Source organism: Anaerosporobacter mobilis DSM 15930, assembly GCF_900142955.1.
Taxonomy (GTDB): Bacteria; Bacillota; Clostridia; order Lachnospirales; family Lachnospiraceae; genus Anaerosporobacter; species Anaerosporobacter mobilis.
In genome coordinates, this window is the sequence record NZ_FRCP01000012.1 from 136,595 (window position 1) to 160,406 (window position 23,812).

The window sequence follows — 23,812 nt, forward strand, 5'->3', positions numbered from 1 at the left end:
ATAAAGGCTAAAAATTAATAAGTAAAATATATAAATTATCAAATATATAAAAATCAAAAATATAAGGAAAGGAGATATGCACGTTCGGTATTGCAAGTAAGCCTTAGATGTGCATGAATACAATTATGAATTATGAAGATGAAATTACAGAACAATCTATTATTAGTGATATTATAAAACATCACCCAGAGAATGCAGACGTTTTATTAATGGCAGGAATGCATTGTGTCAGTTGTCCTTCTTCAAGATCAGAAACATTAGAAGAAGCATGTGCAGTTCATGGTCTTGATTTAGATTTAATATTAAGTCAATTACTATAATACTAAGACTAGGTTATCCATACAATAAATAGCATAGTATGGGGTGCTAACTTCTAGACATAGAAAGGAGAATGTGTGATATATGTACGGAATAGATATTCTTGTTAAGGAACATGATGCTATATTACGTATGGCGGAGGTAATGCGTAAGGCTAGTTTACACGTAATGAATGGTGGTGAATTAGTGGTAGCAGATTTTGATGCTATGGTAGATTTTGTGAGGAATTATGCAGATAAGCATCATCACAAAAAGGAAGAAAATCTTTTATTTGATTTCATGGTTAAGGAACTTGGTAAAATAGGTACGAATCTTGTTACCCATGGGATGTTAGTAGAACATGATCTTGGCAGATTGCATATGAGTGAACTAGAGCAAGCATTAAGAGCATATGAAATTGATGATACGAATGCGGATGCGAAACTAGATATTATCGTTAATACAACTGCGTATACCTATCTGATCAGACGCCATGCTTTAAAAGAAAATGAGGTTGTATTTACCTTTGGTGAAAAGAATCTAAAAAAAGAAAGCCTAGCAATTATAGATGAACAGACAAAACTTCTTGAAGAAGAAGGCGAGAGAGAAGGGATACAAAGTAAGTATCTTGGAATTCTACAAAGATTAGAAGAAAAATATAATTAATAAGATTTTAGAATACTATGAAATAGTATAATATTTGCGTCACACAATAATAGGTTCCTTTGTTTGATAATTGGGATAAGTTGATGTTTATGATTAACTCAGTTATTTTGCAAAGGGCCTTTTTTTAGTATAATACTATCGAATTTACTGGAATATAACAAAAGTAGGGGGTATAATGAGTTAGAAAGAAAACATTTATTTACAGAGATTTTGATTTGAGCAAAATCGTTGGACATTGAAAGGAGTATGCTTATTTATGAAAGTATTATTAGTGAATGGAAGCCCTCACGCAAAAGGTTGTACATATACCGCATTACAAGAGGTAGCCATGACGCTTAATCAGCATAGCATTGATACAGAGATTTTCCAAGTAGGAGCAAAACCAATCTGTGGTTGTATTGGGTGTGGAGTCTGTAAGAAGACAGGTAAATGTTTTATGAATGATACAGTGAATGAATTCGCCTATAAAGCAGCCGAAGCGGATGGTTTTGTATTTGGCTCACCTGTTCATTATGCAGCAGCATCAGGTGCCCTAACATCATTCTTAGATCGTGCATTCTATAGTAATGGAAGCTTATATGAAGATAAACCAGGTGCAGCAGTAGTAAGTTGTCGAAGAGGCGGAGCAACTGTAACCTTTGATCAGATTAATAAGTACTTTACAATCTGTAACATGCCTATTGTATCGTCTCAATACTGGAACATGGTACATGGTAATACTCCAGACGAAGTCGTTCGGGATGAAGAAGGTATGCAAACCATGAGAACACTTGGGACTAACATGGCATGGCTCCTTAGATGTATAGATGCTGGTAAGAATGCCGGTGTTGCAATGCCTATAAGAGAAGAAAAAGTTAGAACGAATTATATTAGATAGAATGTTTTTAGAATATAAAAGACAGCAATTAGCGATTGATAAAATCTTATCAGTTGAATTGCTGTTTTTTCTTACATTGAAATTTAAGAAGTTGTTGCGAAAGTGGTTTTTTTGTTGAATATAGCTGTTAGCCACTCGCAGGAATCTTCAAGTGCGAAGTTTGAGTAGATAATTTATAGATAATTGGCTGATATCATGGTATCCTACATATATATAGGAGGTGTTGTCCAATGAATTATAAAATCTTAGTTATTGATGATGAGAAAGATGTAATATCGTTATTAAAGGATTTTTTTGAGATACAGGGATTTAGAGTATTTACAGCATGCGATGGTGTGGAAGCATTGCAAAAAGTGGAAAGTAACCCGGATATTATATTGCTAGATATTAATATGCCACAGATGGACGGGATAGAGGTATGTAAGCGGATACGTGATTATGTAAGTTGTCCAATCTTGTTTCTGACAGCTAAGGTGGAGGAACAAGACCGAATTAGAGGGCTTAAAGTTGGGGGAGACGATTATATACTAAAACCATTTAGTCTTGATGAATTAGAAGCGAGAGTAACTGCACATCTTAGGAGAGAAGAACGTAAGATGAGTAAAGAAAAGATACGTTTTTCGAAGGAATTTGTGATTTCATATTCAGAAAGAAGTATATCGTATAAGGGAACTCCAATAACATTAACGAAAACAGAGTTCGATATTGTTGAGATTCTTAGTATGAATAAAGGCAACACGTTCACGAAAGAAGCAATCTATGAGAAGTTATGGGGATTTGATAAGGATGGAGATAGTACCATTATAACGGAACATATTCGTAGAATACGTACGAAGTTAGGCAACTATTGCAATGATTCGATGATTGATACGGTTTGGGGAGTTGGATACAGATGGATTGGTTAGATGAATTATTTAGTAAATGGAAAAACAAATTAAAGACGAGTTCCCTAAAACATACCCTATCGCTCTATATTATAGCTGCGATATTTTGCGTTGTTTTACTATATGCAGTGACAATAATGTTTTGTAGTAGTTGGAAAGGTCTTATAGATCAACAGGATTATAGTGAAAAGGAGTTAATTGTAAAGAATGGAATAGTGATAGATTCTGTTCATACATCACTAAGTGATAGTAAGATCGAATCCTTTGATCGTATTTTTCTAAAAGTACTAGAGATTGTAGAAAGATTTTCAATTTTACTTTATTCCGTGATTGCGATATATCTTACATCGCACCTTTTTTATAAGAATAAAATTCAGGAGCCAGTAAGTATATTAAAGGAGGAAGCAAGATATATAGGTAGAAACGATTTAAGCTTTTCTTGTATCTATGAAAGTGGAGATGAGCTTGGAGAGATATGCGGGGCATTCAACACAATGCGTTTGCAGTTGATAAGCAACGAAGAGAAAATCTGGAGTCTTATGGAAAGTCAAAGACAACTAAATGCTGCATTCGCCCACGACTTGCGTACACCACTAACAGTTATGCAAGGATATACCGAACTACTTGGTAAGTATTATCCAGAAGGGAAGATTAGCGAAGAAAAATTAATTGAAACACTGCAATTGATGCATGCTCAAGTGATTCGACTACAACAATTTTCAGAAACCATGAAAGGAATCCATACGTTTGAATCAATGGAAATCAAGAAGAAGAAGCAAGATTTCTCTGTAATAGAAAAGAAGATGAAAGAGACGATACAAGGATTACAGGTACAGTATGAATTCTCGTTTGAAATAGAATCAAAATTACCAGAAGGAAAAGGATATTATGATATTCCTTGTATTCTTGAAGTTATGGACAACCTACTATCCAATGCATTAGCGTATGCAAAGACACGGATTAATCTAGTGCTTGAAATAGAGGAAAATCAATTGATTCTATATGTAAAAGATGATGGTAAAGGATTTTCAAAAGAAGAATTATTTATGGCAACGAGACCGTATTATACGGGGCGTGGTGATAGTATTGAACACTTTGGAATTGGATTAACAATTAGTAAGTTATTGTGTGAAAAGCATGGAGGAAATCTTCATCTAGGGAATAGTACAAAAGGTGGTGCAATTATTGCGGCAAGTTTTCTTGTTCTGTAGATAAAGTGTAGATATTTCGTTGTTATTATGATAATGCAGATAAAATCTACATGGAAGAGGAGAATAAAATGGAAACTGAGATACTATTAAATCAAGTGAATAAGTTTTATGGTAATAAACAAGCTCTTTGTGATGTGAATCTACATATCGAACAAGGAATGTTTGGTCTACTTGGAAGAAATGGTGCAGGAAAGACTACTTTAATGAAGGTGATTACAACTTTATTGCCTGCTAGTAGTGGGGATATTCATGTATGCGGTATACCTGTTAAAGAGGAAAGAAGCGTACGAAGTATAATAGGCTACCTGCCACAAGATTTTTCTATGTATGGTAATATGACGGTATACGAAGCGATGGATTATCTAGGTGTTTTGTCAGGTCTTGATAAGAAAACGAGAAAAGAGAGGATACCAGAGTTACTAAGAAGAGTGAATCTACAGAATAATAAACGAACGAAAGTAAAGGCTATGTCTGGTGGTATGAAGAGAAGGCTTGGTATTGCGCAAGCTATCTTACATGATCCCAAAGTATTAATTGTGGATGAACCTACTGCTGGGCTTGACCCGGAGGAACGAGTTCGATTTCGTAACTTATTATCAGAGATTGCGGATGATCGTATCGTTATTCTATCTACCCATATTGTTGGAGATATTGAAGCCACTTGTGAAAAAATCGCAATAATGGACGCAGGAAATATTATATTCAACGGAACAGTAGCGGAATTATTAGAACATGCAGATGGGAAAATCTATACAGCTACCGTCTCGAAAATTGAAATAGAAGATATTAAGAAAAGATACCTTGTGACGAATATGCTTCGTATGCCAACAGAAGTTACCGTTCGTTTTGTTGCAGGGCTAGAGGAAGAAGTATTCGAGGGGGCAACTTCTTGCACGCCTAATGTAGAAGACGCGTATATGTATCTAATGCATGAGAAAAGAGGTGATAGATAATGTTTGGAACATTATTTATTAAAGAGTGTAAAGCGATTGTAAAGAGTACAACCTATTACCTTTTTCTAGCGTGTTTAGTACTTTTCTTTGTTGGTCAAATGGAATCGAATGCAGGTATTGCGAAACCACTAAAAGGCCAAGCAAGCTACGGTTATCAATATAGTAAGGACCCAAAGGTAATTATGCAATATTCAATAGATAATTTATTGCAAGAGTTTGAGAGTGAGACGTACATTACGTATCCCTTTGGATTCTATAAAGAGGTCCACCCTAGCAAAAGTAAGCAATCTAAGATTGCAGTTATATTAAGTGAAGTTTTGGATGAGAATTATGATATAAAAGAAGACATATCGTATGAGCAATTCGAAGCAAAGATGGAGAAGATTGATGATATCCTTGGTGGAGGCAGCCGTTATAAAGCAAGTGGGCTTAAGTCAAATGCATATATACCAATGACATACGAAGATGCCATGAAAGAATATGAAGACATACTGTATAATGATAAGATATCTGGTGCATATGCAAGATTATTCTGCGATTACATGGGTATTGTACTAGCCATTCTTCCAGTATTCTTAGCTGTGACCAGAGGCTTACGTGATAAAAAAGCGAAAGCTTTTGACGTTATTTTCTCAAAGAAAGCCTCATCCATAGCGATTGTTATGTCTCGTTATCTAGCTACTGTAAGTATGGTAGTAATTCCGGTAATTTTACTAAGCATATCACCTGCCTTACAATCCTTATATTCAGCGGTCAATAATGGAATTAAGGGAGATGCCTTCGCTTATCTAAGATACATTGGAGGCTGGTTACTTCCGACTATTATGATAACAGCTTCAGTTGGATTTTTCTTAACGGAATTAACCGATGGACCAATTGCAATCTTAGTTCAAGGTTTATGGTGGTATATAAGCATGTTTATGGGAGCGGAATCATTGGTAGGAACGGTTGGCTATAATATTATGCCTAGATTTAATACCATAGGCGAGCATGAAGTCTATAAAGCGATATTACCGCAATTAGTAAAGAATCGGTTGTTTTATAGTGGTATGGGGATATTGCTGATTACTGCCACGATTGTAGTGTACCATTATAAACGAAAGGGGGCACTGAATTATCATGGAAAGATATTTAAACATCGCAAAAGTGAACTTGAAATTTAATTTGCTACCTCATATCATTGTAGTGCTCTTTTTAGCAGTACTTGCACCAGTTATTATGGGAGTATCCAATCTAGAACCCTTACAGGTAGCAAAAGTAGTAGATTTTTATCTTTCTTTATTTGGTATCGTACTTTGTATCCCTTTGTTTATTCCGGATGAAGATCGTAGCGTTCGTGAATTAATACAATCAAAGAAAGAATCGATGTACCTAGTGCAGGGCATTCGTATAGTTGAGGGCGTTATCCTATTATTAATTAGCCTTGCCTTGTTCTTGCTGTTTATGAAACAGCAAAGGAGCCAGTTTCCATATTGTCAATATCTATATGGAGCAATAGCCAATGGATTGTTTTTGGGCGGATTAGGTATAATGATGTACAGTATACTTGATAATCTTGCAGTAGCTTATATGATACCTATATTGTACTATGTTATGTGTATGGGAGGAGGCAAGAAGTACGTTGGTAGATTTTATTTGTTTTCATTGATGGGAGGAGACATAGGTGATAAGATCTATCTTTTGGTGGCAGGTATTATTATGATTGTTGTTGGAATTATCATTAGAAATAAAAAGAAGATAAAACGATTTATTAATCGATAAGAAGTTTTCTATCTTAAAGCAAAGCTTTTTCTTATAATGGGGTAATGAATAAAAGTTCATTACCCCATTTGTATGGGCATAATTAGATTGATATGGATTCATGGATTTCTTCCTCCAATAAATTATAGTTAATCCTTAATAAATAGTTTAATCAAATAATAATGAAACTACAAGGAATGGAACGATTAAAAAACAAACTATTGGGTTACATGTTATAATGCAATTATGTTATAATACATATGTAAAAAGAGTTAGGCAATTAGAACACTCTTCTTGAGGTTTTTACAACTTATCAAAAAGAGTTTGGACGTTGCCTATGTGATTAAAGAGCTAGAGAAGGGATTATGTACCATGAGATGTTTAATATTAAGTAACAATGAAATAGCAGATGAAGAATGCCAATGCGTTATTAAGGAATCATATAAAGTAAAGAATGGAAAAGAATTACCGAAGAAAGTGAAGAGAATTGTTGGTTGGAAGAGTATCTGTAAGTCTTGTAGCAATCATAAATTATCGAAATAGATATAGATAATTGCGAATAAATATTTATGGAGGTAGTCAAACATGTTTAATGAATTGACTAAGAGTGATATCAAGAAGATTCAAGATGAGATTGATTATCGTAAATTAGTTGTTAGAAAAGAAGCGATTGATGCTGTGAAGGAAGCCAGAGCTCACGGAGATTTAAGTGAGAACTTTGAATATTATGCCGCTAAGAAGGATAAAAATAAGAATGAAAGCCGTATTCGTTATCTTGAGAGAATGATTAAAACCGCTAAGGTGATAGAGGATTCTTCTGAAGAGGATGTAATTGGAATGAATAACACAGTTGAATTATATTTTGAAGAAGACGATTTAACAGAAACCTATCGTATCGTAACAACAGTACGAGAGAATGTTTTAAAAGGTTTAATTAGTATTGAATCACCACTAGGTAAAGCAATTATAGGACATCGTGTTAATGACCGTGTACACATTCAAGTGAATGATAAATATGGTTATGATGTTGTAGTTAAGTCAATTACGAATACTGCGGAAGATGAAAATGATAGAATAAGAGGATTTTAATATTCAATAGGGGCCGTTAGGTTTAGTAAGGGGGTAAGATATTGAAGAGGTTCATGGTATGTTTGATTTTATGTTTGGTATGTATGAGTGTTGGTGGTTGTAAGAAAGAAAGTGGGAACCAATCAATTGTTCAAGATAATGAGCAAGTTGGGGGACTTAAAGAAGAACAAAGTCAACAGAATCAACAAAGTCAACCAGATGAAGAGAAGACGAAAGATGAGAGTGACGATATAAAGACAGAGGAAGAGACGATTAACAGTGAAGCTGCAGAGGATAAGGACGTAGCAGGTGTTGAATATGAGGAGTATAGGGGAGAAATTCCGCATATATTCATTCATACATTAATTGCTTATCCAGAGCTTAAGGATAAGAATGGTTTAATGAGATATGACAGTGATTGCATTAATGTGCAAGAATTTAAGAATCTATTAGAGGAATTGTATAAGAATGGGTATAGTCTGATTGATATTAATGAAACATACTATGAGGATTCCGATGGTAAGATGAAACTTGCTGAGAGTGTACAAGTACCAAAGGGAAGAAAACCTTTGATTTTTTCCGTTGATGACGTGGTCTATGATGTTAAGAAACGTGGTAATGGAATGGTGGATTTTCTAACGGTGAACAAGGATAATCAGATTGTATCAGGGACCTATCAAAAAGATGGATCCGTCGTGTATTCAGATGATAATGAGTTTGTGCCAATACTTGAGAAATTTATCGAGAAGCATCCTGACTTCTCCTCCCAAGGAGCAAGGATGACATTATGTATGACCGGTTTTACAGGAGTATTTGGTTATCGAACTGATGCGGATTACGAGGGAGATCGCGATGCAGAGATTGTAAAGGCAAAAAAGGTTACAAAAAGGTTGAAAGAACTTGGTTATAGCTTTGCTAGCCATAGCTATGGGCATTACGATGTAACGAAACATACAGTACAGAGTCTTAAGAAAGATTTACAAAGATTTCAAGACGAAGTCATACCAATAATTGGGGAGACCAAGATATTCGTATATCCGTATGGAAAACTGGTGAAGCCAAAAGAGGAAAAGTATGAATTACTCCGCGATTATGGCTACCGTGTATTTTGTTCGGTGAGTAATTTCTTCTATCGAAGAGATTACGAGGAAGGGCATTCCATATATATGACAAGAGTATCTATTGATGGATATTCTCTACGGAATTATAAAACGGTACTTGCTCCTGTAGTAGATGTAGACAAAGTGATAGATCGTTAGTATGCTACCAATGATTATTAAGATATTAATGATAAATACTAAACATAATGAATTGTAATTGTTTATAAACTTTAGAATATTAGTTTTTTGATTGCAAAATAACAGAAAATTTGACAAAAATCATGATTATTTCTATTGAATGTATGTTTTTTCAGTTATTAAATATAAATATTTGCTTATATAATTGGAAAAGTTATAAGATTGTAAGGCTTATACTGGAGTATTTCGAATACTTTTTAAAGGTTGATTTTGAAAAAAAGTCTATGATATAATAGACCGATATGTTTGATGACAAATTATACAAGGGATGTATATGGTCAATGTTTCATTGATCAAAGTTAAGTCACAAATGATTTTTAAGTAGGAGGATGTACTTCAATGAAAGAACTGAGCAATCAGAATCAAAAAGTAGCACAAGATGGTATTTATAATGTGAAACAGCTGGGTTTACCGAAGACGTTATTATTAGGATTCCAACACACATTTGCAATGTTTGGTGCAACTGTGTTAGTTCCTATTTTAACAGGTCTTAGTGTTTCAACTACATTATTTATGGCTGGTATTGGAACTTTGTTATTTCATTTATTATCAAAGGGAATGGTACCAGCATTTTTAGGGTCTTCTTTCGCGTTTTTAGGTGGTTATGCTGCTGTAGCACCGCTTAAAGATGGTGTAGCGGATCCAATTCAATTAGCATATGCATGTGGTGGTGTTTTTGTAGCAGGTCTTGTATATTTGGTGGTAGCAGCCTTTATTAAGGCGTTCGGAGCGAAGAAGGTAATGCGTTTCTTCCCACCAGTTGTAACAGGGCCTATTATTATAGCTATCGGTCTTACTCTTGCACCTACAGCAATTAACAACTGCTCTACTAACTGGCTTATTGCTCTAGCTGCAGTAGCTATTGTAATTGTGTGTAATATTTGGGGAAAAGGTATGGTTAAGATTATTCCTATTATGTTAGGAATTGTAGGTGCTTATATCTTAGCACTCTGTATGGGAGAAATAGATTTTACTACAGTCAAAGAAGCAGCGTGGTTTGGTGTTCCATTGAAAACAGCTAATTTTGCAAAATTTAATCTAAGTGCAATTATTACTATTGTGCCAATTTCGCTAGCTACCATGATGGAGCATATTGGAGACATCTCTGCTATTGGTGCTACCACAGGGAAGAACTACATTGCAAATCCAGGACTTCATAGAACATTACTAGGAGATGGTCTTGCAACAAGTGTTTCTGCCTTATTCGGTGGCCCAGCAAATACTACTTATGGTGAGAATACAGGAGTACTTGCATTATCGAAAGTATATGACCCATTAGTAATGAGAATTGCAGCTTGTATCGCAATCGTGTTATCTTTCTCACCTAAGTTTGCAGCAATAGTAAGTTCTGTACCGACAGCGATTATTGGTGGTGTATCATTGATCTTATACGGAATGATTTCTGCAATCGGTGTGCGCAACGTGGTTGAGAATACTGTAGATTTTACAAAGAGTAGGAATCTTATCATAGCAGCAGTTATCCTTGTTAGTGCATTAGGTATCCAATACCAATATGTATATAACGAAGCAATAGGTGCTAATGTGATTAATTCAGGTGTTAATTTCGTTATTGGTGGATTTGATATTAATTTATCGGGTATAGCTGTCGCAGCTCTTGCAGGTATTTTGCTCAATGCGATACTTCCGGGTAAAGATTATGAATTCAAGGAAGATTAATTAATTAGAAAGTTATATATCGTGTATTCAGACTGTAGAATATCATTTAATTGGTATGCTACAGTCTTTTTATGTTGGAATATGGAACAATTCCACGACATAAATTTAGTCCCGAACAATATTATGTTGAATAAGATATATTATGCAATATGAAATATAGAAAAAGGGAGATAATTATGAATTGTGGAAATAATCATTCCTGTTGCGACAGAATGAATAGATGCGGTGAAATGCCTAGAAGGGAAATGTCAAGAAGAGAAATGCCTACATGTGAACCAGTAAGACCATCCTGTGAGATGGTAAGGCCTACATGTGAGCCAGTAAGGCCATCCTGTGAAATGGTAAGACCAGAACGTGAAATGGTAAGACCAGAACGTGAAATGGTAAGACCAGAACGTGAAATGGCAAGACCATCACGCGAAATGGTAAGGCCATCTTGTGAAATGAAAAAACCATCCTGTGAAATGGTAAGACCAGCACGTGAAATGGCAAGACCAGCACGCGAAATGGTAAGGCCATCTTGTGAAATGAAAAAACCATCCTGTGAAATGGTAAGACCAGAACGTGAAAAGGTAAGACCAACACGTGAAATGGTAAGACCAGCACGTGAAATGGTAAGGCCATCTTGTGAAATGGAAAAACCATCCTGTGAAATGATGAGACCATCCTGTGAATCAACAAGACCATCCTGTGAACCAGTTAGACCAGCTCGTGAAATGGTAAGACCATCTCGTGAACATACAAGGCCAAGTTGCAGTTGTGAAATGCCACAAAATGAGTGTGTAAGACCTTCTCGTGGCTGTGCAGCAGAAAAAGAAGTTGTAGAGAACATTATTATGCAGAATGACTGTTCTTGCCAAGAATTCATGAGATTAAATGACTGGTTCAATTGTACTTTTGATAAATCTCGTAGAGAGTTTATGGGGGCAGAAAAGGGACTTATGGATGCTAAAGATTGTATTAAGATGGGGTTATGCTATAACGAGAAAGTAAAGGAAATTAGCATATGTATGGACGAATTTTTAGAATCCATGAATGAAGCTGATTCTTGTGAAACTCATCATGCATGTCACAATAGAAGAAATACTAGCAACTGTGGTTGTAATACGTGTGGCTGCAATACAAATTGCAACAATAGCTGTATGCAAAGATGTGAACCTATGAAGTGTGATCCATGTATGAAGATGAGAAGAGAATTAAACGAAATGCTTTGTAATCTCAATAAGGTGGAAGAGGAAAGCTTAGAGTGCACACAGAAAGCAATTGATAAATTAACGGAAGCTGGACAGCTTAGCAAATGTATTTGTGAATTAAAGAATAAGCTTGCAAAGAATTGTTATCCAAAATGTTAATATACGAGGCTTAAAAACCCAAAATTGATTTGGGTGTCAAAAGTCCTCTTTATATTTTAATTCGTCAATTTGCACAATTTATAAATCGTTATGTGATGCAAACCATAGTTTATTCGCAACTCGCTTTCGCCCCGCTGAAGTTCGTAGTGGTACGTAAGGCTCTAAAATACAGAGCCAAAGTACCAACGACTTCATACAGTTGCTCACCAAACTATGTTCTGCATCACATTAGTCAGGTTTGTTAATGTACAAAATGACGAAGGCAAGTTTAGTGAATGACTTTTGACACCCGAACCAAAATTGTAACTAAAACTATAAAAAGTTGGATGCTTATGACGGTTTTGATATACGTCATAGGCATCCATAATTCATTACTGCTCTTGGTCAACCCAAGTAAAATTCTAACTGCATTCTGTAGTAGTATGTCTAGCTATCTAAGTCTTTGTAGCATAAGAACCAATCAACACAATGTAAACCAAGTTCATTAGGATTTTCCTTATGTATAAGTAGTTCTTCATATGTCCTTGGAGCAGGAACAAGGACAGGCTGTCCTGAAATCCAGTTAGCTGGGGTTAATACACCGTATTCATCAGTTGTTTGTAAAGCTTGTAATAATCGAAGCATCTCAGGTACGCTTCTTCCATTGGCTGCAGGATAAGATAAAATTGCACGAATGGTTTGTGTAGGGTCAATAAAGAAGACATCACGAACCGTTTCTGTATAGTTCGAAGACGGAACAAGCATTCCATAAAGCCTAGCGATGTCGCCACTGCGATCAGCGATAATTGGAAAAGGAACAGGAACTCCTGTTAATTCCTGAATTGTGTATACCCAGTCAAGATGTGAAGGATTGCTATCAATACTAAGACCTAATAGTGAAGCACCCAAGTTTTCAAACATAGGGTACGCTTGTGTAAAAGCTATGAATTCTGTTGTGCACACAGGTGTAAAATCCCCAGGATGACTAAATAGTATTAGCCATTTACCAGTGTAGTCGGACATTTTAACAGGACCAAAAGTGGTTTGTGCGTTAAAATATGGTGCCTTCATTCCAATGGATAAACAATTTTCTGCCAAAATAATACCTCCCAGATAATACTTTTTATATAGTATATGTATAAATCTTAGAAAGTTGGCTTGGATAAGAAAACTCTTTGATAATCACTTTACACGTATGGTATACTAAATCCAGGTTAGGCTACACACTCGGTTTGTACATTTTCCTAAACGCACACCTCAATTATATGAGGTAATCAATAAATGAAAAGGAAGTACAACACATATTGTGGATGGAAATCAAGTTGTACTTAAAGATGTGGAAAAGGAGAGGAATTATGTTAACAAGTCTTGCACTAATTTTTTTACTAGGTCTATTACTAGGCTCTATATTCAAGAAGTTAAAGCTGCCAGCTTTACTTGGTATGATCGTTACAGGAATACTGTTAAGTCCTCATGCCCTCAATCTTCTAGATGATTCGATCTTATCTATATCAGCGGATTTACGCCAACTAGCATTAGTAATTATACTAACTAGAGCAGGACTATCTTTAAATCTGGAAGATTTGAAGAAGGTGGGAAGACCTGCCATACTTATGTGCTTTGTACCAGCTTGTTTTGAAATTGTTGGTATTGTCCTTTTAGCACCTAAACTATTAGGAGTTACTGTGATTGAAGCAGCTATTATGGGGGCAGTGGTAGCTGCGGTGTCTCCGGCTGTTATTGTACCAAGGATGCTCCGTCTTATGGAGGAGGGGTATGGAGTAAAACATAGTATACCACAATTAATACTTGCTGGTGCATCTGTGGATGATGTTTTTGTTATTGTATTATTTACGTCATTTATTTCGTTAGAAACAGGTGGCAGTGTATCAATTATGGATTTTATTAAAATACCAATATCTATTCTAATAGGAATCGTAGTAGGCGCATTTGGCGGTAAGATTTTAACGATATTTTTTAGAAAATTTCATATGAGAGATTCTGTGAAGTTGTTAATTATATTAAGTATATCGTTCTTATTAATTGCTTGCGAAGAGATTCTGAAACCATATGTTCCAATGTCTGGCTTGATTTCGATAATGGTATTGGCAATTGCGATATATCGTTCGTATGAAGAGTTAGCAAACCGTTTGTCTCAAAAGTATAATCGTCTTTGGGTAGCGGCTGAAGTGTTACTTTTTGTATTGGTAGGGGCAACCGTAGATATAGAGAATGTATTCCAGTCAGGAATCTATGCAGCTATATTAGTAGTCGGAGGTCTTATCTTCCGTATGGTAGGTGTATTAGTTTGTTTAATTAAAACAAAACTTACCAAGAAGGAAAAGGTATTCTGTATGATTGCATATACACCAAAGGCAACCGTTCAAGCTGCTATCGGTGCAGTTCCGCTAGCAATGGGACTTGCTTGCGGTAACATAGTATTGACTGTGGCGGTATTAGCCATATTGATAACAGCACCTTTTGGAGCTATATTAATCGATTCACTTTACAAAAAATTATGTGAAAAATAAAGCATTGTAAGTGACGTAAACGCTATGAGTTAAGTTCTGTAATTGCTTAAGTAAAATATTCCTCGTATAGTATGTATACTTTTTGCCATAATAAATACTGTATGTTACGTTGATTCGTGACTTCAAACAATATACAAATTAAAAATTAAATTAATGGAGGACCATTATGGAAAAGAATTCGAGTATCGGTTGTACTGTTAACAATTGTCAATATCATGCGCAAAGTGATAATTACTGTACGTTGAGTAAAATTGAAGTAGGAACCCACGAACCAAATCCTACTAAAGTGGAATGTACAGATTGTACGTCATTTGAATGTAAACCGGAAGCTAGTTGTTGTAAATAACTAGGAACTCTACTAAAAGGCTGTATCATAAAATTGATGGAATGTAAATTCTGTAAATTTTGTGTTACAGCCTTTTATATTGGTTCGTAATGGATTATTAAAACTTAAAATAGTAAATTATACTTGACTATACAATGAAAATGGGGTTTATTATATAAGGCGACAGTTAATTACGGAGGAAATTTAAATGAAACAAACAGATTTATTAAACGATAATGTAAAGAAACTATTTTTTCGTTATCTAATACCATCAGTTAGTGCTACATTAGTAACTTCAATTTATGTGTTAGCAGATACGATTTTTATTGGAAAAGGGATATCAGATACAGCAGTGGCTGCACTTAATATAATAATACCATTATTTTCGTTGTATTTTGGAATGGGTTTACTCTTTGGCGTTGGTGGCTCAGTACTATTATCAGTAGCAAAAGGACAAGGGGATGAGAAGAAGGCTAATACGTATTTTACAGTGGCGTTTATCGCTAATGGTATAACTTCGCTTATCTTTTTAATTATTAATTTAGTAGCATTTGATCAAATTGCATACTTATTAGGTGCCTCGGAAACGACAATTGGTTATATACGTGAATACGGAATGTATTTCATTTGGGGTATACCATTCTTCTGCTTCTCATCCTTCTTACAAGCGTTTGTTAGGAATGATAAGGCTCCGAAACTATCCATGATAGCAGTTATTAGTGGTGGTGTTATTAATATTATAATTGACTATGTATTTATCTATATTTTTGATATGGGTATGGGAGGTGCATCATTAGCTACTGTGCTTGGTTCGGTAGTTTCTTGTCTAATATTATCAACTCATTTCTTATCAAAATCGAATACTTTACATCTAGTAAAACAAGGATTACAATTACGCTATTTTGGTGACGTAACTAAGAATGGATTTTCTAGTTTTTTAATTGAGATGTCATCTGGAATTGTTATATTCATATTCAATAATCGAGTACTTCATTATATTGGTGACGTTGGGGTTACCGTGTATAGTATCATCTCTAATACAGCAATTATAGTATCCTCATTAAGTAATGGTATATCGCAAGCAGCACAACCATTGTTAGCGTTGAATTATGGTGCGGGCAAATATGATCGAATTAATCAAGTCAAACGTCTTGGATTAGGTTTTTCTTTCGCCACGGGGATCGTGTTTGCAGTGGTTGGCTTTTGTTTTCCAGAGTTTGTTGTGGGATTATTCATACATCCATCAAAAGAAGTACAGGAATTAGCACCAATGGCCATTCAGATTTACTTCATATCATTTATACTAATGGTTCCTAACATCTTTTATAGCAATTATTTTCAATCAACTTTACAACCAATCTACGCACTCATTATCTGTGTGTTGAGAGGATTGATACTTAGTGGTGTTTTAGTTTATATCTTACCGACTATACTTGGAGTAAAAGGTATTTGGATGACGATGATTTTTGTTGAATGTATAACGTTAGCGGTAATCATTGCGTTTGTTCTTAGAGAGAAGAGGCAGTCTATCGAATATAAGTAGTATTAAAGAGGGTGAGGAGGACGTCCCATGACGCTACAACAGTTAAGATATGCGGTTGAGGTTGCAAAATTAGATTCCATAAGTGAAGCTGCGAAGCGTCTCTTTGTATCGCAACCAAGACTATCCAATGCGATTAAAGAATTAGAGAATGAGGTCAACATTGAGATCTTTATAAGAAATAATAAGGGGATTCAGGTTTCTGCGGAAGGAGCAGAATTCCTAGGATATGCAAGGCAAGTTTTGGAACAAACAGACTTGCTGGAACATCGATATTGCAATACAAAGCCTACGAAGCAGAGTTTCTGTGTATCTACGCAACACTATGCATTCGCAGTGAATGCCTTTGTTGAATTGATGAAAGAATATGGCTTAGAAGAATATGAATGTTCCTTAAGAGAAACCAAGACATATGATATCATAGACGATGTTAAAAACCGACGGAGTGAGATTGGAATTATCTATATGAATGATTTTAACTCTAAAGTTCTGATCAAGATGATGAAAGAGAATAATTTGACATTCACGGAGTTGTTTATAGCAAAACCACATGTGTTCATAAGTTCAAAGAATCCTTTAGCAAAGAAGGAGAGTGTTACATTAGAAGACTTGAATGAGTATCCATATCTTTCGTTTGAACAAGGAAGTAATAATTCATTCTATTTTTCAGAAGAGATCCTTAGTACATTATCTAGAAAGAAAAATATTCATGTTAGTGATCGAGCTACTCTATTCAATCTACTAATAGGTTTGAATGGGTATACCATATCAACAGGAATTATTAGTGCTAAACTTAATGGAGAAAATATCATTGCCGTTCCATTATTGATAGAAGAGAAGATTACAATCGGATATTTAACGCATAACAATGGAAAGCTAAGTAGGTTAGGGGAACTATATATAGAATCTATTACAAGATATATTGAGAAAATAATATAAATAATAATTATAAAACAAATGGAGAAAAAAGAAAATATTTATACAACTAATTTCCTATGAATTACTTTTAATTCATGAGGAATTATGCTATTATAAAGAGTAGTTGTAAGGTTGTAGGTACTTAGTTAGAGGAGAAAAACAAATTGAATATTGAAGTTTTAAAGAAAAATGGGCAGTTACGTGTTTATAAAAAGAAAGAAGTTATATGCCGTGAGGATGAAACTGGAAAGTATGTGTATTTATTACTGAAAGGAAAAGCTGACATATACAAAAAAGTTGGACAAGATCAGGCTGATAAGCATGTTGCGAATATTTTGGAAGGAACAGTTTTTGGAGAATCTTCTCTTATCGAAGGAAAAAAAAGAAATGCAAGTGTAGTTGCGGGCAGTGATAATACAGTTGTATTAGAATTTGAAAATCGAAAATATCGTGTAATACTTCGAGAAGAACCTGACATAGCATTTATGTTAATAAGAACACTTATGAATCGAGTAAACCTAGCCATGGATAAATTGTTATCTGTTGACCCGGCATATATTTACAGTTGCAGAACAAATGATATCTATATAATGGTGTCATCATTGGACATTGAGACGTTTAAAGAAATTGTTAAAGGAAATCGTGATTATCCATTAACAGTATTAAAAGAATTTAGTGAAATGTTAGATTCTTTGAATCAGAGAATGCTATCATAGGGAAGTTGAAGTTATACCTTTAACTTTCTTATGATAGCATTTTTTGACTATTAGTTTGGGTTAGTTTCTTCCTATTATAATGCGTTAATCAATACGCTAATCAAATAAAGAGGTATTGTGATAACGTGCAAAAGTAAAATATGAATATAAATGTAAATAATGGATAAAAATGTGAATATACATTGGAGTTTAAAAGTAATATAAAGAAAAACATGGAAAACTTGAATATTTTGGTTGCAATATTATTAGATAGTATGTATAATTTAAAAATGTAATGAATATATAAAACTATATACAGGTTGTCTTTTGAAAAAAATATAAGTTTAGCTGATAACTTCGTATATATTGCAATTAAGTTTTTTGAATTAAGATTAATTAGCTATAAAATAGCTACATAAATGCTGCGAATTATATAATAAATATGCAAAATTAGAAAAAATAAATTAATTTTAACAAAAAAAACCGAATAAAACATAGTTGACAAACAATTACAAAGATGGTAGAATCTGTATCTATATTGAACAAGGGTGTTCTGGGATTCCGGAATACCCCTTTTGTCTCTTTATATTTTTTTTGGTTAATACTTTAAAGTTGTAAAGCTGAGACGAGATAAAAGAACGCTATATTACCATCATAATTAGGCACAGTACAAGTTGAATCGTAATTATTCACACAGTATATTATATATATGCAGAAAATGACTTGCTGAGAATTAGGGTCATGCATCTACAATAGGTTTACTTGCGGGGTTATTTCTATTGTTGTGTTTTATGCTTGTGTTGTTTAATAAATAAAATAATTAAGGAGGAAGATTTATGAAGAAAAAAGGCTTAGCGTTATTACTAGCGTTAACACTTACAGTTACTATGATAGCTGGATGCTCTAAAAAGAACGAAAAAAAGAATGAAACAAAAACGGAAGAAACTGATGGTACTTCAACAGATGATTCTACTACAACAGATGAATCAACAACAGAAGTAACCAATACAGAACCTTCAGGACAAATTATCCTTGGTGATGTTACAGAATTCAATGGTAGTTTTATCGAAGGCTGGGGAAATAATGGTGCCGATTACATTATCAAAGAATTAATTGGAACATATCCAGGTTTTTATGGTACAGCAGAACTTAGTAGTGCAGCTGAATATGTATATAATCCAACTGTACTTACATCTGATCCAGAAACTACTTTGAATGAAGATGGTTCTAAAACATTTAAATTTACATTAAACAAAGATCTAGTATGGTCTGATGGTTCAGCACTTACTGCTAATGATTATGTTGGTTACCTAATGATATATGCTTCACCTGAATTCGGTGAAATTGAAGGATCAAATACAGCTGGAAATACATTAGTTGGTTTTGATACATATAATACGGGAGATACAAAAGAGTTCTCCGGAATTCATTTGATTGATGATTATACATTCACTATCACTATTAAAGCTGACTATATTCCTACTTACTTTGAGGCTTATGCTTCAGCAGTGACACCAATTCCTTTCTCAGTATATGCTCCTGGTGTAACAATCAAAGATGATGGAAATGGTTGTTATTTATCAGATAACTATTCTGCAGAAATTATCAAAGAACCTATGACAGCCGAGAGATATAAACCTACAGTTACTTGTGGACCATACAAATTCGTAAGCTATGATGCAACAAATCAAGAAGTAGCTCTTGAAGTAAATGATAAGTTCAAAGGTAACTATGAAGGAAAGAAACCTTCCATTGCAAAAGTTATTATGAAATATACAGAAGAAGCTACTCAACTTGATGAGCTAGCAGCTGGCAATGTAGATTTACTTGCTGGTATCTCTGGTGGAGATAAAATCAATGCTGGTCTTGATTTAGTAGATCAAGGTAAAGCGGATTACGCAACTTACTTAAGAAATGGTTATGGTTTATTAGCATTCCATACAGATTTTGGTCCAACGCAGTTCAAATCAGTACGTCAAGCAATCACTTATTGTTTAGATAGAACAACCTTCTGTTCACAATATACAGGTGGTTTCGGATCATTAGTTAATTCAGAATATGGTCTTGGACAATGGATGTACCAAGAAAGAAAAGATAGTGTTGATGCGGAATTAAATCCTTATTCATACAGCATTGATAAAGCAAAAGAAGTTCTTGATGCAGATGGCTGGAACCTTAACGAAAAAGGTGACGCTTATGTAGATGGTACAGATACATTACGTTACAAAGAAGTTGATGGAAAATTAATGGCTTGTGAAATTCAATGGGCTTCATCTGATAACTCAGTTGCACAATTACTTGCAACGATGCTACCAGGGGAAGTGGAAAAAGCTGGTATGAAATTAACTACAACTGTAGTTGACTTCCCTACACTACTTAACAACTATTACCGTGAAGGAATTGATGAACCTCAATTCAATATGTATAACTTAGGAACTGGTTTCACTCCAATTCCACAATTTGAGTATAACTACAACACAGCTAAGAACTTCTTAGGAAATTATAATACAAACTTCTGGATGGATGATAAGATTATGAATATGGGTTATGATCTTACTAAGACAGATCCAACTGATAAAGAAGGATATCTTGACAAATGGGAAGCTATCGTAAAAGAAATCAATGAACAAATGCCAAATATTCCTCTTTACTCAGATGAATATCATACCTTCTTCAATCCAAAAGTACAAGGATATGTTGGTGATGACACATTCAGTATTGGATTATCATTAATCTATATGTCAGTTACTGAATAATTGATTCTTAGATTTAACATAGTATTAGTTTTAGAGTTAATAAGTTTAAAACTAAGGTATCTGGAAATAGGGCATTCTAATAATGCCCTATTTCCTTGATAATAAAACATATCTTAAGAATAGGTTTGGATTATACATAATTAATAATAGTAAATAAGTGTGAAAGTGTCTGGAAGTTTTTGTAGTCATATTAGGTGATGTCTACATAAAAAGCAAGAAAGCAGGTGTGGATAAGATGGCAAAATACATAGTAAAACGTTTAATGTATATGGTATTTGTATTCTTTATAATGTCTATCTTAATGTTTGGAATTTATAAGATGGTACCTGGGGATCCAGCAAGACTTCTATTAGAAGGTTCTAAAGCTAGTATGAAACCAGAAGTATACGAGATGCAATACCAACAAGCAAGAGAAAGATTAGGTCTTGATAAACCAATTCCCGTACAATATGTTGTATGGATTACGAATATGTTACAAGGTGATTTTGGTTATTCTTCAAATTACCGTAAAGATGTAATTGATGTAGTAGCGGAACCGTTACGTAATACAATACAGCTGAATGTATTAGCGATTATAGTAGTATTTGTAATAACAATACCATTAGGTATTATGTGTGCCGTCAAGAAGCGGAGTACATTTGATAATGTTATTCAGGTTTTCTCGGTCGTCGGGTATAGTTTGCCGACGATTATTATATCGTTGGTACTGATTTGTTTTTTGGCGGTAAAAACTCCCATCTTCCCGGTTAGTGGTGTTAATTCGGTTGGATTTTCTGGAACGGCTATCCAGAAGTTTTTTGATATGTTATGGCATATGGCATTACCAGTTTTAGTTATCGTATTAGGCTCTATTGGATCTATTACTAGATATGTAAGAGCTGCAATGATTGAATCACTAAGTATGGACTACATCAGAACGGCGAGATCGAAAGGGGTTCGAGAAAGAGTAGTTATCTATTCTCATGCTTTCCGTAACGCCTTACTTCCAATTGTAACGATTGTTACAGGTTGGATTGTAAGCGTATTCTCTGGTTCTGTTATTATAGAAACTATATTCTTATGGCCAGGTATTGGTAAGGTATTATATGATGGTTTAATGCAACAGGATTTCATGGTTGTACTAGCTATGCAGATGTTTTACGTTATAATTGCTTTATTAGGTAATCTATTGATGGATATTGCATATTGTATGGTTGACCCTAGAGTAAAGCTTGATTAGGAGGAAGAGAGATGAGTAAAGAAAACAATAAAAAGTCTAAGAGATCACATGTAAGCTTATTAGGCTTATTGTTTGGAAATCGTAATAAACAGCTCTCTTTCTTAGAAGAAGAGCAGTTACAAAGTCCAATTCGAACCATTATTAAGAATTTCGTGGCTAATAAAGTAGCTATGACTTCTTTATTTATGTTTATATTTATTTTCCTTGGTGTACTTATCTATCCAGCAGTTAACAAGATTGATTTGTCTTACCAAGAACAAACACAACAAAATGTTTCTCCAGGATTTAATATGATGAAAGTTCCTAAGAAGTTACAAGGGAATATCAAAGAAATTTCTATTGGTGCTACCTTCAGCGTAGGGTTATCGAACGATGGTGAAGTATTCGTTTGGGGAAAATCTAAGATTACATCGGTTATTGATGTTAAGAATATTCCTGATAATATGGGAAACGTTGTGCAGATAGCAGCTGGAGCGGACCATGTGCTAGCGATGAATGACAAAGGTGAATTGTTTGCTTGGGGTAATTCTCGTAATAAGCAATGTGCAATTCCAGACAATCTAAAACAAGTAACCAACATTAAAAGAATCTATTCTGGTTACCAATGTTCAGCGGTAGTAACAGAAGATGGTATGGTGTATTTCTGGGGAAATACAGGTATCATGGATTTCAAGATTGGTGATTACCAAGGCCAAATCGACAAAATCGCAATCAATTCTCAAGGTGTTCTTGGTTTAACAAAAGATGGTCAAGTAGTTAGCTTAACTGCTAATGAATTAGCTTTCTCAAGAATTCCAGAAGGAATGGGTAAGGCAGTGGATATCGCATTAACAGCTCAAACAGGAGCAGCCGTTACAGAAGATGGTAAAGTTTATGTGTGGGGGAATAAATCCAAGAACATTCATGATGGCGAAACACTTGAAGGTGTAGTAGCAATCCAAGGTGGTAGATTCCATTATACTGCTACGTTAGCAAATGGTGATATTGTATCTTGGGGACAAGAGGCTTTTGGTCAAGCAAAGGTACCTTCTAAGGTGAATAAAGCAAACATCTCAGCAGTATATACTGGATATTATCAAAACTATGCAATTACAGAAAAGGGAAATGCAATTACTTGGGGATTAAAGGGATATATCTTAGGTACAGACAATTACGGACGTGATGTATTATCCCGTATCATGCATGGTGGGCGTATGACCATGTCAATAGGTGCCATCGCAATAATTATCTCAATTACAATAGGTATCATAGTAGGTGGTGTATCTGGCTACTTCGGTGGTAAAATCGACATGATTTTAATGCGTATTGCAGAAATTGTATATGCACTACCATTCTTACCATTTGCCATGACATTATCCGCGATAATCGGTAATAGGATTAGTGAAACGCAACGTATTGCCCTAATCATGGTTATCTTAGGTCTTCTATCTTGGCCAGGAGATGCCAGACTTGTACGTGCACAAGTACTTGCAGAACGTAATAAAGAATTCGTTACAGCAGCTCGTGCAGTTGGTGTTAAACAAAAAAGTATCATCTTTAGACATATTATTCCTAACGTTGTATCTGTAATCATCGTTAGTGCAACATTAGGATTTGCTAGTGCCATGTTAACAGAGTCTGGGTTATCCTTCTTAGGATTTGGTGTTCGTGAACCAAGACCAACGTGGGGTAACATGCTGAATGGTGCTCAGTCTTCCACGGTAATTCTTCAATACTGGTGGAGATGGGTATTCCCTTCCATAGCCTTAGGACTAGCTACAATTAGTATTAACTTAATCGGTGATGGGCTACGTGATGCAGTCGATCCGAAAGCAAATGAGAGATAG

At 34.7% G+C, this 23,812-nt stretch carries 22 protein-coding genes; 21 read left to right on the forward strand and 1 reads right to left on the reverse strand.

The features are described from left to right. Positions 1 to 113: 113 nt before the first annotated feature. The 13 genes from BUB90_RS12240 to BUB90_RS12295 all read left to right on the forward strand — a co-directional run bounded on the left by BUB90_RS12240 (position 114) and on the right by BUB90_RS12295 (position 12,023). Positions 114 to 320: a DUF1858 domain-containing protein gene (locus BUB90_RS12240; protein WP_242952536.1), complete on the forward strand. Its 207-nt coding sequence runs from the start codon at positions 114 to 116 to the stop codon at positions 318 to 320. A gap of 82 nt (positions 321 to 402) precedes the next feature. Further along, complete coding sequence (locus BUB90_RS12245) at positions 403 to 963, forward strand: hemerythrin domain-containing protein (RefSeq protein ID WP_073288099.1); 561 nt, start codon at positions 403 to 405, stop codon at positions 961 to 963. Between the two features lie 256 nt (positions 964 to 1,219). Further along, entirely contained in the window at positions 1,220 to 1,840 is a 621-nt protein-coding gene (locus BUB90_RS12250; protein ID WP_073288101.1) for a flavodoxin family protein, read from the forward strand. A 230-nt stretch (positions 1,841 to 2,070) separates the two neighbouring features. Continuing rightward, the gene (locus BUB90_RS12255; RefSeq protein ID WP_073288102.1) at positions 2,071 to 2,745 is read left to right on the forward strand and encodes a response regulator transcription factor; all 675 of its coding nucleotides are present in this window, start codon (positions 2,071 to 2,073) and stop codon (positions 2,743 to 2,745) included. Continuing rightward, positions 2,733 to 3,935 carry a HAMP domain-containing sensor histidine kinase gene (locus BUB90_RS12260; protein ID WP_073288104.1) on the forward strand — a complete coding sequence of 401 codons (1,203 nt, stop codon included), beginning with the start codon at positions 2,733 to 2,735 and terminating at the stop codon, positions 3,933 to 3,935. Before BUB90_RS12255 ends, BUB90_RS12260 begins: the two co-directional genes overlap by 13 nt. A gap of 68 nt (positions 3,936 to 4,003) precedes the next feature. After that, a complete protein-coding gene (locus BUB90_RS12265) occupies positions 4,004 to 4,888 on the forward strand; it encodes an ABC transporter ATP-binding protein (protein WP_073288107.1) in 885 nt (294 codons plus the stop codon). Beyond that, positions 4,888 to 6,051: an ABC transporter permease gene (locus tag BUB90_RS12270; protein WP_073288109.1), complete on the forward strand. Its 1,164-nt coding sequence runs from the start codon at positions 4,888 to 4,890 to the stop codon at positions 6,049 to 6,051. Before BUB90_RS12265 ends, BUB90_RS12270 begins: the two co-directional genes overlap by 1 nt. Next, positions 6,008 to 6,649: a hypothetical protein gene (locus tag BUB90_RS12275; RefSeq protein ID WP_073288111.1), complete on the forward strand. Its 642-nt coding sequence runs from the start codon at positions 6,008 to 6,010 to the stop codon at positions 6,647 to 6,649. The genes BUB90_RS12270 and BUB90_RS12275 overlap by 44 nt, the downstream gene beginning before the upstream one ends. 351 nt (positions 6,650 to 7,000) lie before the next feature. Continuing rightward, on the forward strand, positions 7,001 to 7,171 hold the full coding sequence (locus tag BUB90_RS23535) for a hypothetical protein (RefSeq protein WP_170865489.1): 171 nt from the start codon (positions 7,001 to 7,003) through the stop codon (positions 7,169 to 7,171). A 42-nt stretch (positions 7,172 to 7,213) separates the two neighbouring features. Beyond that, positions 7,214 to 7,717 (forward strand): GreA/GreB family elongation factor, encoded by a 504-nt coding sequence (locus tag BUB90_RS12280; RefSeq protein WP_073288113.1) that lies wholly within the window; start codon positions 7,214 to 7,216, stop codon positions 7,715 to 7,717. 41 nt (positions 7,718 to 7,758) lie between these two features. Next, the gene (locus BUB90_RS12285) at positions 7,759 to 8,955 is read left to right on the forward strand and encodes a polysaccharide deacetylase family protein (protein ID WP_084139229.1); all 1,197 of its coding nucleotides are present in this window, start codon (positions 7,759 to 7,761) and stop codon (positions 8,953 to 8,955) included. A 378-nt stretch (positions 8,956 to 9,333) separates the two neighbouring features. Further along, on the forward strand, positions 9,334 to 10,671 hold the full coding sequence (locus BUB90_RS12290) for a uracil-xanthine permease family protein (protein ID WP_073288117.1): 1,338 nt from the start codon (positions 9,334 to 9,336) through the stop codon (positions 10,669 to 10,671). 176 nt (positions 10,672 to 10,847) lie between these two features. Continuing rightward, positions 10,848 to 12,023 carry a hypothetical protein gene (locus tag BUB90_RS12295; RefSeq protein ID WP_073288119.1) on the forward strand — a complete coding sequence of 392 codons (1,176 nt, stop codon included), beginning with the start codon at positions 10,848 to 10,850 and terminating at the stop codon, positions 12,021 to 12,023. A 426-nt stretch (positions 12,024 to 12,449) separates the two neighbouring features. Here the strand turns inward: BUB90_RS12295 and BUB90_RS12300 are convergent, their stop codons facing one another. Beyond that, entirely contained in the window at positions 12,450 to 13,100 is a 651-nt protein-coding gene (locus BUB90_RS12300) for a peroxiredoxin (protein ID WP_139241761.1), read from the reverse strand. Between the two features lie 257 nt (positions 13,101 to 13,357). On the opposite strand from BUB90_RS12300, the gene BUB90_RS12305 reads away from it, so the two are divergent. From BUB90_RS12305 to BUB90_RS12340, 8 genes are all read left to right on the forward strand, one after another. Continuing rightward, positions 13,358 to 14,533 carry a cation:proton antiporter gene (locus tag BUB90_RS12305; protein WP_073288121.1) on the forward strand — a complete coding sequence of 392 codons (1,176 nt, stop codon included), beginning with the start codon at positions 13,358 to 13,360 and terminating at the stop codon, positions 14,531 to 14,533. Positions 14,534 to 14,699: 166 nt separating this feature from the next. Beyond that, entirely contained in the window at positions 14,700 to 14,879 is a 180-nt protein-coding gene (locus tag BUB90_RS12310; RefSeq protein ID WP_073288123.1) for a DUF1540 domain-containing protein, read from the forward strand. Between the two features lie 187 nt (positions 14,880 to 15,066). Continuing rightward, a complete protein-coding gene (locus BUB90_RS12315; RefSeq protein WP_073288125.1) occupies positions 15,067 to 16,401 on the forward strand; it encodes an MATE family efflux transporter in 1,335 nt (444 codons plus the stop codon). A gap of 27 nt (positions 16,402 to 16,428) precedes the next feature. Further along, positions 16,429 to 17,337, forward strand: coding sequence for a LysR family transcriptional regulator (locus tag BUB90_RS12320; RefSeq protein ID WP_073288127.1), 909 nt, complete (start codon positions 16,429 to 16,431; stop codon positions 17,335 to 17,337). 143 nt (positions 17,338 to 17,480) lie between these two features. Then, on the forward strand, positions 17,481 to 18,032 hold the full coding sequence (locus BUB90_RS12325) for a Crp/Fnr family transcriptional regulator (protein WP_073288130.1): 552 nt from the start codon (positions 17,481 to 17,483) through the stop codon (positions 18,030 to 18,032). A gap of 815 nt (positions 18,033 to 18,847) precedes the next feature. Beyond that, a complete protein-coding gene (locus BUB90_RS12330) occupies positions 18,848 to 20,767 on the forward strand; it encodes an ABC transporter substrate-binding protein (RefSeq protein ID WP_073288132.1) in 1,920 nt (639 codons plus the stop codon). A 235-nt stretch (positions 20,768 to 21,002) separates the two neighbouring features. Next, positions 21,003 to 21,986 (forward strand): ABC transporter permease, encoded by a 984-nt coding sequence (locus BUB90_RS12335; protein WP_073288134.1) that lies wholly within the window; start codon positions 21,003 to 21,005, stop codon positions 21,984 to 21,986. 11 nt (positions 21,987 to 21,997) lie between these two features. Then, the gene (locus BUB90_RS12340; protein WP_073288136.1) at positions 21,998 to 23,812 is read left to right on the forward strand and encodes an ABC transporter permease subunit; all 1,815 of its coding nucleotides are present in this window, start codon (positions 21,998 to 22,000) and stop codon (positions 23,810 to 23,812) included.